The sequence below is a fragment of the Streptomyces viridosporus genome (assembly GCF_002078235.1).
In the GTDB taxonomy this organism is placed as follows: Bacteria; Actinomycetota; Actinomycetes; order Streptomycetales; family Streptomycetaceae; genus Streptomyces; species Streptomyces viridosporus.
In genome coordinates, this window is the sequence record NZ_MSGP01000208.1 from 1 (window position 1) to 13,134 (window position 13,134).

The following is a 13,134-nucleotide window of genomic DNA, read 5'->3' on the forward strand; positions in this document are numbered from 1 at the left end:
ACGGCTCGTCCGGCGGCGCCGTGCGGATGACCTGTTCCGCCTTGCCCGGACGGACCTCGGCGCCGGGGAGCCCGAGCGTCCTGGCGTTGTCCCGGACCGTGCGCACGGCCCGGGCGTCGGCCTCGACGAGCAGGGTGTGGCCGGCGCCCCGGGACAGGGCCTCCAGCCCGACGGCTCCGGACCCGGCGTACAGGTCGAGGACGCGTTCGCCGTCCAGCGGGCCGCCGAGCAGCGCCTGCCAGGTGGAGAACAGACCCTCGCGCGCGCGGTCGGAGGTGGGACGGGTGCCGTTGCCCGGCGGAACGGCCAGGCGGCGTCCGCCGGCCGCGCCGGCGATCACGCGGGTCATCTCGGGTCCTCGTTCGTGGAGTGGTGACGGGTCCAGTCTCGCAGGCGGAGGGCGCCGGGCGTCGCGTCGGTGGCCGCGGGTCCGTCGTGGCGCCGCTCGCGCCCGCCGGTGGAGCCGCGCTCCGGCGCCGCCCCGGTCCCCCGGACGGCGCCGGCCTCAGCCCTTCTCCAGGTACTGCTCCCTCTCCTCGTCCAGGAGGGCGTCCAGCGCCGTGCGCAGGGCCGGCAGGCGCTCCAGCTCCGGGTCGGCGGCGACGACCGCGGTGGCCTCCCTGCGGGCCTCGGCGATGATCTCCTCGTCGTCGATGACCGCGAGCATGCGCAGGCTGGACCGGGTACCGGACTGGGCCTGGCCCAGCACATCGCCCTCGCGGCGCTGTTCGAGGTCGATCCGGGAGAGCTCGAAGCCGTCGAGGGTGGAGGCCACCGCGTTCAGCCGCTGCCGGGCCGCGCTCGCCTCGGGCATCTCGGTGACCAGCAGGCACAGGCCGGGGGCCGAGCCGCGGCCGACGCGGCCGCGCAGCTGGTGGAGCTGGGAGACGCCGAAGCGGTCGGCGTCCATGATCACCATCGCGGTGGCGTTCGGGACGTTGACGCCGACCTCGATGACGGTCGTGGCGACCAGGACGTCGGTCTCGCCGGCGGCGAAGCGGCGCATGACGGCGTCCTTGTCGTCGGGCGGCATCCTGCCGTGCAGGACCTCGACCCGCAGACCGTGCAGCGGGCCCTTCGCGAGCTGGTCGGCGACGTCGAGGACGGCGAGGGGCGGACGCTTCTCGGCCTCGTCCTCGGGGGACGCCGGTTTCTTCCGGCCGGCCTTCTTCGGGTCGTCCTCCTCGTCGCCGATGCGCGGGCAGACCACGTACGCCTGGTGGCCGCCCGCCACCTCCTCGCGCACCCGCTCCCAGGCGCGGGCGAGGAAGTGCGGCTTGTCGGCGGCGGGGACGACATGGCTGGCGATCGGCGAGCGCCCGGCCGGGAGCTGGTCGAGGACGGAGGTCTCCAGGTCGCCGAAGACGGTCATGGCGACCGTGCGCGGAATGGGCGTGGCGGTCATGACGAGCAGGTGCGGCGGCTGCTTGCCCTTGCCGCGCAGGGCGTCGCGCTGCTCCACCCCGAACCGGTGCTGTTCGTCGACCACGACCAGGCCCAGGTCGTGGAACTGCACCTTGTCCTCGATCAGCGCGTGGGTGCCGATGACGATGCCGGCCTCGCCGGTGGCCAGGTCCAGCAGGGCGTGGCGCCGCGCGGCCGCGCCCATGGAGCCGGTGAGCAGCACCACCTTGGTGGCGTTCTCGGCCCCGCCCAGCATGCCGCCCTCGGCGAGCTCGCCCATCATCTCGGTGACCGACCGGTGGTGCTGCTGGGCGAGCACCTCGGTGGGCGCGAGCATCGCCGCCTGTCCTCCGGCGTCGACGACGGCGAGCATGGCGCGCAGGGCGACCATCGTCTTCCCCGACCCCACCTCCCCCTGGAGCAGCCGGTGCATCGGGTGTTCGGTGGCGAGGTCGGCGAAGATCTCCGCGGAGACCTTCTGCTGGCCCTCGGTGAGCGTGAAGGGGAGGCGGTCGTCGAAGGCGGCGAGGAGGCCGTCCGGCCCGGGCCTGCGGGCGACCGCGGGGAGCTGGGCGTCGGCGTGCCGACGGCGGGCGAGGGCGACCTGGAGGACGAAGGCCTCGTCCCACTTGAGGCGGGCGCGGGCGTCCTCGATGTCCGCCTTGGTCTGCGGGCGGTGGATCTTCAGCAGGGCCTCGGGGAGGGGGACCAGGCCGCGGCCCTCGCGCAGGGACTCCGGGAGCGGGTCGACGGCCTCCCGGGCGCTGGGCAGGACCGTCTGCAGCGCCTTGCCGATCTTCCAGGACTCCAGCTTGGCCGTGGCGGGGTAGATCGGGATGAGGGCGCCGGCCCAGCTCTCGACCGTCTCCTCCGCGTCGTCGCCGTCGCCGCGCAGCAACTCGTAGGCAGGGTGGGCGAGCTGGAGGCGGCGGTTGAAGACGGAGACCTTGCCCGCGAACAGCGCGCGGGTGCCCGGCAGGAGTTCCTTGTGGGGCTTGTGGACGCCGGCGCCGAAGAAGACCAGTTGGAGTCGGCCGCTGCCGTCCGTGATGGTCACCTCCAGGCGCTGGCCCTTGCCGCGCGGGGCCTTGGCGGAGGCGAAGGTGTGCAGGCGGGCGTCGGCGACCTGGGCGACCACCGTGACGTGTTCGTCCATGGGGAGGTCGGCGAGGTGGGTGAGCTGGCCGCGCTCCTCGTACCGGCGCGGATAGTGGTGCAGGAGGTCGCCGACGGTGTGCAGGCCGAGGTGCTCGGCCATCACCTTCGCGGTGGCGGGGCCGAGCACCTTCTTCAGTGGTTCTTCCAGTGCGGGCACGGGGTCCATTGCACACCACGGCACTGACAGCGCGGGGACGCCGGGTCCTGGCGCTTTGCGGAAGTCTCGGGAAATACCTGGTCAGGCCAGTGTCCGGAGTTCTAGGATGACGCGCCCGGCCCTCTTTTCCGCGGTCGCCGCCCCACTGGGACCGCCCGACCCCGCGCCGTCGCGAGTCCCCCCGCCGGCGCCGTGACGATGGACTCCCAGACCTCACAGACACCCCAGGCCTCTCAGGCTCCCCGGCAGCCCCATACGTTCCAGGTCGATCTGCGCGGCCTGGTGGACCTGCTCTCCCGCCACCTCTACTCCAGTCCCAAGGTCTATCTGCGCGAGCTGCTGCAGAACGCCGTCGACGCCCTCACCGCCCGGCGCGCGGCGGAGCCGGACGCGCCGGCCCGCGTGCGGCTGTCCGTGGAGGCGGGCTCGTTGCGGGTGGAGGACACCGGCGTGGGGCTCACCGAGGCGGACGTGCACGACCTGCTCGCCACCATCGGGCGCAGCTCCAAGCGCGCCGAGGGGCTGCAGGAGGCCCGCTCGGACTTCCTCGGGCAGTTCGGCATCGGTCTGCTGGCGTGTTTCGTGGTGGCCGAGCGGATCCGGGTGGTCAGCCGCAGCGCCCGTACGCCCGGTGCGCCGCCCGTGGAGTGGACGGCGCACGACGACGGTTCGTACACCGTGCGGACGCTGCCGGACGAGGCACGGCCCGAACCGGGCACCACCGTGCACCTGGTGGCGCGGGCGGGGGCGGCGGAGTGGCTGGCCGAGGACCGGGTGCTGGCGCTGGCCCGGGACTTCGGCTCGCTGCTGCCGTACGACGTGCGGGTGGGCGAGGAGGTGGTCACCGCCCTGCCCGCGCCCTGGGACCGGCCGTATCCGAGTCCGGGCGCCCGCAGGGTGGCGCTGGCCCGGCACTGCCACGAGCTGTTCGGCTTCACCCCGCTGGACGCCATCGCCCTGGACGTGCCGCTGGCCGGGATCCGCGGGGTGGCGTACGTGCTGCCGTCGGCGGTCGGTCCGGCGCAGCGCGCGGGCCACCGGGTGCACCTCAAGGGCATGCTGCTGACCGAGCGGGCCGAGCAGTTGCTGCCCGACTGGGCGTTCTTCGTACGCTGCGTCCTCGACACCGACAGCCTGCGGCCCACGGCCTCGCGCGAGGCGCTGTACGAGGACGAGGCGCTGGCCGGGGTGCGCGAGGCGCTGGGCGAGCGGATCCGTGCCTGGCTGACCGGGCTGGCCGCCGGTGATCCGGAGCGGCTGGCCGCGTTCCTGTCGGTGCACCACCTGGGCGTGAAGTCGCTGGCGCGGCACGACCCGGGGATGCTGCGTACCATGCTGCCCTGGCTGCCGTTCGAGACCACCGACGGGCAGCTGTCCCTGGAGGAGTTCGCGCGGCGGCACCCGGTGGTGCACTTCACGCGGACGGTGGAGGAGTACCGGCAGGTCGCGCCGATCGCGTCCGCGCAGGGCATCGGCGTGGTCAACGGCGGTTACACGTACGACAGCGAGCTGGTCGAGGCGCTTCCCGCGGTGCGGCCGGGCACCGCGGTCGCCGAACTGGACGCGGACACCGTGACCGCCCACCTGGACGCGGTCGACCCGGCCGAGGAGCTGGCCCTGTCCCGGTTCCTGGCGGCCGCGCGGGCCAGGCTCGATCCGCTGGGCTGCGACGTCGTGCTGCGCTCCTTCCACCCGCTGTCGGTGCCGGCACTGCATCTGGACGACCGGGCGGCCCGGCACGAACAGGCCCGGGCCGAGGCCCAGGAGCAGGCCGACGACCTGTGGGCGGGCATCCTCGGCTCGCTGCGCGGCGGTGCTCCCCGCGCGCGTCTGGTGCTCAACCACCTCAACCCGCTGGTACGGCGGATCGGCTCGCTGGGCGACCCCGAGCTGATGGGCACCGCGACGGAGTCCCTGTACGGGCAGGCGCTGCTCATGGCGCAGCGTCCGCTGCGACCCGCCGACTCGGCGCTGCTGAACCGGGCGTTCATCGGTCTTCTGGAATGGGCCACGCACGACGACTCCGCGGGGGGCGGTCGCTGATGGGCGGGATCACGGACCTCGACTCCCTGCGCCGGGCGATGGCGGAGAACGCCGGACGGCCGGAGGGGCCGGCCCGCAACGCCCGGGCGGAGCGACTGCTGCTGGAGGCCGAGCGGCTGAACGTCCCGCTCGCCGTGATCGAGGCGCTCGGGCACCAGCTGACGGTCTACAACTACAGCTCCGAGAAGGCGAAGATGTTCGTCCCCTTCGCGCGGCTGCTGCGCATGTGGGACGAGCGGCCCGAGGACTTCGACGCGTACGAGACGCACTCGCTGCACTGGGTGTTCAAGTGGATGTCGGCCGGCATGCTCGACCAGCCGCACGTCCCGCTCGCCTCGGTCGAGAAGTGGCTCGGCGAGATGGAGCACCGCTACCGGCTCGCCGGTCACTCCGAACGGGCGGTGCGCAGCGCCGAGTTCAGTGTGGCCGCGCACATCGGGGACGTGGGGCGGGCCGAGCGGGCGTATGCCGCGTGGCTGGCCGCCGACCGGGACTCCATGGCCGACTGCCCCGCGTGCGAGCTGCACGGGCAGGGCTGGTGGCAGGCGGAGACGGGCCGGGACGCGGAGGCGCTCGAGCTGTGGCGGCCGGTCCTGGAGGGCGAGTTCACCTGCGCCCACGAACCGCACACGGTGCTCGCGTCGTCCCTGGTGCCGCTGTTGCGGCTGGGGCGCACGGAGGAGGCGCGCGCCCACCACCTGCGCGGCTTCCGGCTGGTGCGGTCCATGGAGAGCATGCGGGGGGCGTACGCGGACCACGTGGAGTTCTGCGCGCTGAGCGGCAACGAGGCACGCGGTCTGGAGCTGCTCGCGCAGCGGCCGGCGTACTTCACGGACGAGGGGAACCCGCGCAGCGGGCTGGACTTCCTGTGCGCGGTGGCCCTGCTCATGGACCGGCTCACCGAACGGGGGCCGGCCGACCTGGAGGTGCCCGGTCCGGCCGGCCGGGCGTGGACCGCGGCGGAACTCGGCGCGTACGCGCGTGCGGAGGCGCTCGCCCTGGCGGCGCGCTTCGACGAGCGCAACGGCACCGGGCACATCGGCGAGCGGGCCCGCGCGCGCATGGCCCGGCGCCCCCTGGTGGAGCGGCTGCCGCTCGGCGTGCGGTCCCCGGGCGCGGTCCCGGCGCGGCCCGCGGTGCCGGCCGGTGAGCCGTCGCCGGCGGCGGACCGGGCGGACACGGCGGACGGTGCGTCCGGTCTGCCGGCCCTGCTCGCACGGGCACGGCACCTGTCGGACACCCTGCGGCCGCACGCCGTGGAGGCGTGGGCGGAGGCGGCCCGGGCCGCGGAGGGCTTCGAGCTCGGCGCCCGCGACCGCGCGGAGATCGCCGACCACCGGGCGATGGGCCTCGGTCCCGAGGGCGCGGACCTCTTCGAGCGGGCCGCCGAGCTGTACGCGGAGGCGGGCGATCCCGGGGAGGCCCTGGCGGCCCGCGCGCGTGCGGCGTACGTCCGTGCCCTGGCGGGCCGGGTGGACGAAGGGCTCGCGGCGGTGGCCGGACCGCACGAGGAGGTCCTCGCGCTGTACGCCGACGGCGCAACGGGCCTGCCGCAGACGGCGTCGGTGCTGATGGCGCGGGCGCGGATCCTGATGCGGCGGGTGCACGCGGCCGGGGACGTGCCCGGGGAGGCCGTCCTGGCCGAGGCCGGGACGGCCGTACGGGCGGTGCTGGCGCTCGTCGAGGACCGCACCGGCGAGGACGTACGGCTCGCCGCACGGGCCGCCGAGGCGCACGCCATGCTCGGTGAGCTGGCGGTCCACGACGACGTGGAGAGGGCGGCGGAGCTGCTCGGGACGGCCGTCGGGGAGTTCGTCGGGGCGGGGCTGCCGTGGTTCGCGGTGGAGTACGAGGCCCGGCTCGCCGGGCTCGCCCACCACCGCGGTGACACCGCCGGGGCGGAACGGACGCTGCGGGCCGCCCTGGAGCACGGCGGACCGCATCTGGAGCCGATCGGCCGGGCGCAGCTGCACCTGCAGCTCGCCGAGGTCACCGGCGGGCTCGGCCGCGTGGAGCGGGCCGCGGACCACGCCCTCGAGGCCGCGCACTGGGCCGACGCGGCCGGCGAGGGAGCGACGCTGGGCGCCTGGGCACGGCAGCAGCTCGGCGGGTTCCTGCTGCGGCAGGGGCGGTGGGCCGAGGCGGCGGAGGTGCTGGAGTCGGCGCTGCCGGACATGACCGCCGAGACGCACGGTGACGGGGCGGTCGTCCAGACGCTGTGGTGGCTCGGGGACTGCCTCGACGAGCTCGAGGAGCACCGTGCGGCCGCCGAGCGGCGGTTGCGGGCCGCCGGGATCGCCCGGCACTGGCCCGACCAGCGGGACCACGCCACGCTGGCCCACCTGGCCGCGTCCAGCCTGGAGCGGGCGGGCCTGCACGACGAGGCGGTGCAGGCGTACGCACGCGCGGACGAGCTGTGGCGCGCCGTCGGCGACGCGCCCGGCCTGGTCCGCTCACTGCGCGCCCGCGCGTGGCTCGCGCTGCGCGGGGACGGGGGCCCGGACGCGGCGCGCGCGCTGATGACGGCCGCGGTGCGGGAGTGCGAGGCGGCGCGGGACGCGGCGGCGGACGACGGCACACGGGCACGGCTCGCCGCCGAGCTCGGCGACACCTACCGCCAGTTCGCGGACCTGCTGGTCCGCTCGTCGGACGGGGACGTGGGGAGCGGCGAGGGGAGGGCCCTGGTTGAGGAGGCGGTGTCCGCGCTGGACCGCGCGATCGCCGCGTTCGGCCTGCTCGGCCCGGACGCCCTGCACGACCGCGCCCGGGCGGAACTCGGCGCGGCCCGGCTGGAGGCCGACCTGGGCCTGCCCGCCGCCGCGGCGGCACGCGCGCGTGCCGTACGGGCGGCGTACCGGGACGCCTCCGAGGAGGACGGGACCGCCCGGGCCGGGCGCGCGGAGGCGGAGCACCTGCTGGGGGTCCTGGCTGAGCAGGAGCAGGAACAGGCGGACGCGCGGGAACAGGAGCACGCGCGGGAACGGGCGGACGCCCGGACCCCCGGGGAGCGGCCGGCCCGGCCGGGGGTCACTCCACCCCGATGAGCAGCAGGGCGCCCTGTCGCCCGCCGTGGTACGCCACCGTGTCGACGGCGAGGTAGCCCTCGCGGACCCGGGCCTCCAGGCGGTCGGCGACGGCCTCGGGGGTCCCGTCGCCGAGGACCAGGGTGACCATCTCGCCGCCGGCCGCGAGCATGCGGTCGAGGACCGCCTCGGCGACGGCCGTGAGGTCCTGCCCGATCACGGCCACGTCCCCGTCGATGAGACCGAGGACGTCACCGGCCTGGCAGATGCCGGCCATGGTCCAGGACTGGTGCTCGGCGACGGTGACCTCGGCGTACCGGGTCGCGCCCGCCGCCGAGGTCATCGCCACCACGTCCTCGTCGAAACGGCGCTCCGGTTCGTGCACCGCGAGCGCCGCGATGCCCTGGACCGCGGAACGGGTCGGGATGAGCGCCACCCGGATGCCCTCGGTCCGGGCCTGCTCGGCCGCCGCGGCGGCGGTGTGGCGCAGGTCCTCGTCGTTGGGCAGCAGCACCACCTCGCGCGCGTGCGCCCGCCGTACGGCCTGGACGAGCTCACCGCTGGCGGGCGGCTCCCCGGGGCGGGCGAGCACGGTGGTCGCACCGGCCTCGGCGTACAGCCCGGCCAGCCCCTCGCCGGGCACCACGGCCACGACGGCCCGCTGAGCGCGTTCCCCGAGCGAGCGCCCGGCTCCCGTGGTGTGCACGTCCCCGGCACCGAAGTGGGTGATGCGGATCCGGTACGGCCGCCCGGCCTCGACCCCGGCCTCGACCGCCGCGCCCGCGTCGTCGACGTGCACATGGACGTTCCACAGCCCGTCGCCGCCGACCACGACGAGCGAGTCCCCCAACCCGTCGAGCCGCTCCCGCAACCGCGCCACGGCCGCGTCGTCGGCCTCCAGGAGGTAGATCACCTCGAAGGCGGGCCCGCCGGATCCCGGCACGCTCCCGCCGTCGGCGCACTCACCGGGCCCCGCGGCGGCCCGGGCGAGATCTCCGCGAGCCCCCCCGCACGCCCGGCGCTCCCCCGCGACCGCGCCGTCCACCGCCACCGCGGGCAGCACGCGCGGCGTCTCCCCCGTGAACGTCTCCACCAGGGCCGCGAGCACCGCGACCAGTCCCCTGCCGCCCGCGTCCACCACTCCCGCGCGCCGGAGGACGGCCAGCTGGCCCGGCGTCGCGGCGAGGGCCGTGCGGGCTCCCTCATAGGCCGCCCGGGCCACCGCCCCGCAGTCGCCCGGGGCGCCGTCGGCCGCCTCGGCGGCGGCCGAGGCGACGGTGAGGACCGTGCCCTCGGCGGGATGGGCGACGGCCCGGCGCGCGGAGTCGGCCGCGTGCCTCAGGGCGAGCCGCAGCCGCTGCCCGTCGGCGCGGGCGGCGGTCTCCTCCCCGGCCAGCACCTGGGCCATCCCGCGCAGCAGCTGCGCCAGGATCGTCCCGGAGTTCCCCCGGGCGCCGATCAGCGCCCCGTGCGCCATCGCCCGTACCGCTTCGGCCAGCGTCGGCCCCTCGGCCATCCCGCCCGGGTTCCCGGCGGGGCGGGCGGCGCCGCCCGCCTCGTGCCCCGCGAACACCGCCTCGACCGCCGCGGCCGCCGACTCGACGGTCAGGTAGAGATTGGTACCGGTGTCCCCGTCCGCCACGGGGTAGACATTGATCGCGTCGATCTCCTCGCGCGCCCGTCCCAGCGCCTCCAGCGCCAGACCGCACCAGGCACGCACCGCGAGAGCATCGAAGAACGTCTGCGGCACCTGCGCCACCTGCGCCTCCCTGAGCTGCTGGACGTGGCACGCAGCGTAGACCTTGGGACCTCGTCCACCGCAGGAGGGCCCGGGGCGGGCCCCGGAGCCGCCGTGGTAGTTTCGTCCTACGGCTGCAGCCGTTGTATGCTGCTCCGGTTGCCCGATCCGATCGGGCCTCTCCCCTGGCAACGCCACTCGGATTCCACGGGGCTCCTCGAGCCCGGTGCCCGGATCCCGGCAAGCCGGGATCAACCGTAAGTGCATCTGAAGTCTTTGGAGTGACCCGTGGCTGCCAACTGCGACGTCTGCGGCAAGGGGCCGGGCTTCGGCAACAACATCTCGCACTCGCACCGCCGTACGCCCCGTCGCTGGAACCCGAACATCCAGCGTGTGCGTACCGTGGTCGGCGGGACGCCGAAGCGCGTGAACGCCTGCACCTCGTGCATCAAGGCCGGCAAGGTCTCGCGCTGACGCTTCCGCTGAGCGCGCGGTCACAACCGGTTTCGCCGCATGGAGCCGGTCCACCTCGTGTGGACCGGCTTTTTGCCGTGCTCTGAGGGCCGTCCGCGGCCGCGGGGACGGAGGGCGGTCGGCCGCCGTCACGGGACGCCGGCCGACCCCCCTCCGCCACCCCGGGCCGTCAGCCGGTACCGGCCGCCCCGCCGCGGGTCCGCCGTCCGAGTTCCCAGCCGTGGTCCACCGGCCCGATGCCGCCGCCCAGGGCGAACCCGGCCGCGATCGCCCCGGTGACGTACTCCTTGGCCGCCGTCACCGCCTCCGGCACCGACTGCCCCTTCGCCAGCTGGGACGCGATCGCCGACGCGAGCGTGCAGCCCGTGCCGTGGGTGTGCCGGTTGTCGTGCCGGGGGGCGCGCAGCCAGTGCTCCTGCGAGCCGTCCGTCAGCAGGTCGACCGCCCGGTCCGCGCCCGCCGCGAGATGGCCGCCCTTGATCACCACCCAGCGCGGTCCGAACGCCAGCACCGCCCGAGCCGCCCGGCGCATGTCGGACTCCGACTCGACCCGCAGGCCGGTGAGTTGCGCCACCTCGTCCAGGTTCGGCGTGGCCACGGTCGCCACCGGCAGCAGCCTGGTCCGTACGGAGTCCAGTGCGGAGAGCGCCAGCAGCGGGTCCCCGTGCTTGGAGACCCCCACCGGGTCGACGACCGCCGGAGCGTCCGTGCCGGCGATCAAGTCGGCCACGGCCTCGACGAGTTCGGCGGAGGCCAGCATGCCGGTCTTGACCGCCTGCACGCCGATGTCGTCGACGACGCTGCGGTACTGGGCCCGCACCGCCTCCACCGGAAGCTCCCAGGCGCCCTGCACGCCGAGGGAGTTCTGCGCGGTCACCGCGGTCAGCACGCTCATGCCGTGCACCCCGAGCGCGAGCATCGTCTTCAGGTCCGCCTGGATGCCCGCGCCGCCGCCCGAGTCGGAGCCGGCCACGGTGAGCACCCCGGGCGGGGCGGTCCGCCCGCTCATGACTCGATGTCCCCGAAGTGGTCCCAGCCGCCCTGGGTCGTCCAGGGCGCCCCGTCGACCGTCACCTGGGGCAGCGCCGAGAGGTGGAGCACCTCGCCGATGACCTTCCAGCGGGCGGGCAGCTTCACGTCCGGCGGGAAGGTGGCCACGATCGCGTGGTCCTCCCCCCCGGTCAGCACCCACTGCATGGGGTCGACGCCGACGGCCTGGCCGATGTCGTTCATCTGCGAGGGGATGTCGATCGCCCCGGAACGGATGTCGATGCGCACGTTGCTGGCCACGGCGATGTGCCCGAGGTCGGCGATCAGTCCGTCGCTCACGTCGCACATCGCGGTGGCGCCCAGCCCGGCCGCGGCCGGGCCCGCGTGGTACGGCGGCTCGGGGCGCCGGTGCGCCTCGACGAAGGCGCGCGGCGAGCGGAAACCGCGGGAGAGCACCGCGTGCCCGGCCGCGGACCAGCCGAGCCAGCCGGTCACCGCGACGAGGTCGCCGGGCTGTGCGCCGGACCGGGTCACCGGTTCCTGGTTGCGCAGGTCACCGAGCGCGGTGATCGACACCGTGATCGTGTCGCCGCGCACGACGTCACCGCCGACGACCGCGGCACCCGCGACCTGGCACTCGTCGCGCAGGCCGTCCATCAGCTCCGAGGGCCAGGTGACGGGCAGCTCCGCCGGGACGACCAGGCCGAGCAGCAGCGCGGTCGGCACGGCTCCCATGGCGGCGATGTCGGCGAGGTTCTGCGCGGCGGCCTTGCGGCCGACGTCGTAGGCCGTGGACCAGTCGCGGCGGAAGTGGCGGCCCTCCACCAGGATGTCGGTGCTGGCCACGACCCTGCGGTCGGGCGCGGCGACCACGGCGGCGTCGTCACCGGGGCCGATCCGGACCGCGGGGGTGGTGGTGAGGCGGGAGGTGAGCTCCCTGATGAGCCCGAACTCCCCGAGCTCACCAACAGTGCCCTTCATTTCCCTTGCTCCCCTTCTGTCCCTGTGCCTGACCGTGCCCGGTCGCGAGCCGTCCGTGGGCTCGCTACGGTCGAGGTGACCGTCAACTTCTCTCGTGTCCGGACCCCGGCGCGCAAGGTCCGGTTCCCGCAGATCTCCCCGTGACGAGCGGCGACGCGATACCGTGGCGTTCCTTTTCCCCACATGATCCTCGTGGCCGCCCTGGAGGTTCCGTGGTACAGGCGTACATCCTGATCCAGACGGAGGTCGGCAAGGCGTCGACCGTCGCCGATCTGATCGGCAAGATCCCTGGAGTCGTCCAGGCCGAGGACGTGACCGGGCCGTACGACGTCATCGTGCGCGCCCAGGCCGACACCGTCGACGACCTGGGTCGGATGGTGGTCGCGAAGGTCCAGCAGGTGGACGGGATCACCCGTACCCTGACCTGCCCGGTCGTCCATTTGTAGCCCCCCGTCCGCCCTGCGCCGGTGGACTCCTTCCGCCACCGGCGTACCGCCCCGCCCGCCCCCGCGGTGCCGCTCCCACCGCTGCGGGCCGCTGCGCGTCCGCGGTGGTTACCGGCCCGGGCGCGAAGACCACCGGGCCGTGCCGGACCCCGGACGGAGCCCCGGGGGCGACGGCGGGCGGTGGGCGTCGCGAGGTCCCGGCCCGCGTCCGAACCGGCCACGGGTCGGGGCGGCGTGGCGATCATACTGCGGTACGGGGCCGCACGACCGCCGGAGACGACCGGCCCGGACGCGGCACCGCGCGGTGCCGGGGCGGTCGGCGGAGAAGCGGACGGCGGCGCGCGCGTGCGGACCGCTCCCGTTCCGGCCGCAGGGCAGGCGCTCCCCGCGGGGCTTCCTCCCGAAGCCCCGCGTTGTCTGCGATCCCCGCGGCCCGTGTGGCCGGTGTGACCCCTGTGCGGGTCCCAGTACGACGTCCTGCCGATCGGCATCACCGCGGACGGCCGCTGGGCTCTCACGGCCGACGATCCGGAACGCATGGCGATCACCGACCGCCGCACCCCCAGCGTCGACCAGCTCGCCGAGTCGACGGAGGGCGGCGTGGTGCTCCCCGTGGACCCCGCCAGCCGCGAAGTCGTCTACAGCGAGCCCGGCTCGGTGCCCAAGGCGCTCGGCGAGGTCGACGTGGTCTTCCCGGTGCTGCACGGCTCCTACGGCGAG

The 13,134-nt window shown here is 75.3% G+C and carries 9 protein-coding genes and 1 pseudogene; 5 read left to right on the plus strand and 5 right to left on the minus strand.

Features of this window, described 5'->3' with window-relative positions; genetic code table 11:
* Together B7L92_RS15315 and recG are read right to left on the minus strand one after the other, a co-directional pair.
* A partial coding sequence (locus tag B7L92_RS15315; RefSeq protein WP_143626328.1) for an RsmD family RNA methyltransferase occupies positions 1–349 on the minus strand: 349 nt, incomplete at its 3' end.
* Between the two features lie 156 nt (positions 350–505).
* Complete coding sequence (gene recG / locus B7L92_RS15320; protein WP_081238115.1) at positions 506–2,728, minus strand: ATP-dependent DNA helicase RecG; 2,223 nt, start codon at positions 2,726–2,728, stop codon at positions 506–508.
* A 189-nt stretch (positions 2,729–2,917) separates the two neighbouring features.
* Here recG and B7L92_RS15325 point away from each other — a divergent pair, with 189 nt between their 5' ends.
* Complete coding sequence (locus tag B7L92_RS15325; protein ID WP_081238121.1) at positions 2,918–4,762, plus strand: HSP90 family protein; 1,845 nt, start codon at positions 2,918–2,920, stop codon at positions 4,760–4,762.
* Positions 4,762–7,806 carry a tetratricopeptide repeat protein gene (locus tag B7L92_RS15330; RefSeq protein ID WP_255310974.1) on the plus strand — a complete coding sequence of 1,015 codons (3,045 nt, stop codon included), beginning with the start codon at positions 4,762–4,764 and terminating at the stop codon, positions 7,804–7,806. The genes B7L92_RS15325 and B7L92_RS15330 overlap by 1 nt, the downstream gene beginning before the upstream one ends.
* Here B7L92_RS15330 and B7L92_RS15335 read toward each other — a convergent pair.
* Positions 7,790–9,544 carry a DAK2 domain-containing protein gene (locus B7L92_RS15335; protein ID WP_081238117.1) on the minus strand — a complete coding sequence of 585 codons (1,755 nt, stop codon included), beginning with the start codon at positions 9,542–9,544 and terminating at the stop codon, positions 7,790–7,792. The two genes, B7L92_RS15330 and B7L92_RS15335, sit on opposite strands and share 17 nt — an antisense overlap.
* A gap of 267 nt (positions 9,545–9,811) precedes the next feature.
* Between B7L92_RS15335 and rpmB the strand changes: the two genes are divergently transcribed.
* Entirely contained in the window at positions 9,812–9,997 is a 186-nt protein-coding gene (rpmB, locus tag B7L92_RS15340) for a 50S ribosomal protein L28 (protein ID WP_004924906.1), read from the plus strand.
* A gap of 169 nt (positions 9,998–10,166) precedes the next feature.
* On the opposite strand, the gene thiD is transcribed toward rpmB, so the two are convergent.
* Positions 10,167–11,006: a bifunctional hydroxymethylpyrimidine kinase/phosphomethylpyrimidine kinase gene (gene thiD, locus B7L92_RS15345; protein WP_081238119.1), complete on the minus strand. Its 840-nt coding sequence runs from the start codon at positions 11,004–11,006 to the stop codon at positions 10,167–10,169.
* Positions 11,003–11,968 carry a thiamine-phosphate kinase gene (locus B7L92_RS15350; RefSeq protein WP_004983013.1) on the minus strand — a complete coding sequence of 322 codons (966 nt, stop codon included), beginning with the start codon at positions 11,966–11,968 and terminating at the stop codon, positions 11,003–11,005. Before B7L92_RS15350 ends, thiD begins: the two co-directional genes overlap by 4 nt.
* A gap of 212 nt (positions 11,969–12,180) precedes the next feature.
* Here B7L92_RS15350 and B7L92_RS15355 point away from each other — a divergent pair, with 212 nt between their 5' ends.
* Together B7L92_RS15355 and B7L92_RS15360 are read left to right on the plus strand one after the other, a co-directional pair.
* Positions 12,181–12,414, plus strand: a complete 234-nt coding sequence (locus B7L92_RS15355) for an Lrp/AsnC family transcriptional regulator (RefSeq protein WP_004983019.1) — start codon at positions 12,181–12,183, stop codon at positions 12,412–12,414.
* A 462-nt stretch (positions 12,415–12,876) separates the two neighbouring features.
* A pseudogene (locus tag B7L92_RS15360) lies at positions 12,877–13,134 on the plus strand (D-alanine--D-alanine ligase A); the annotation flags it as partial.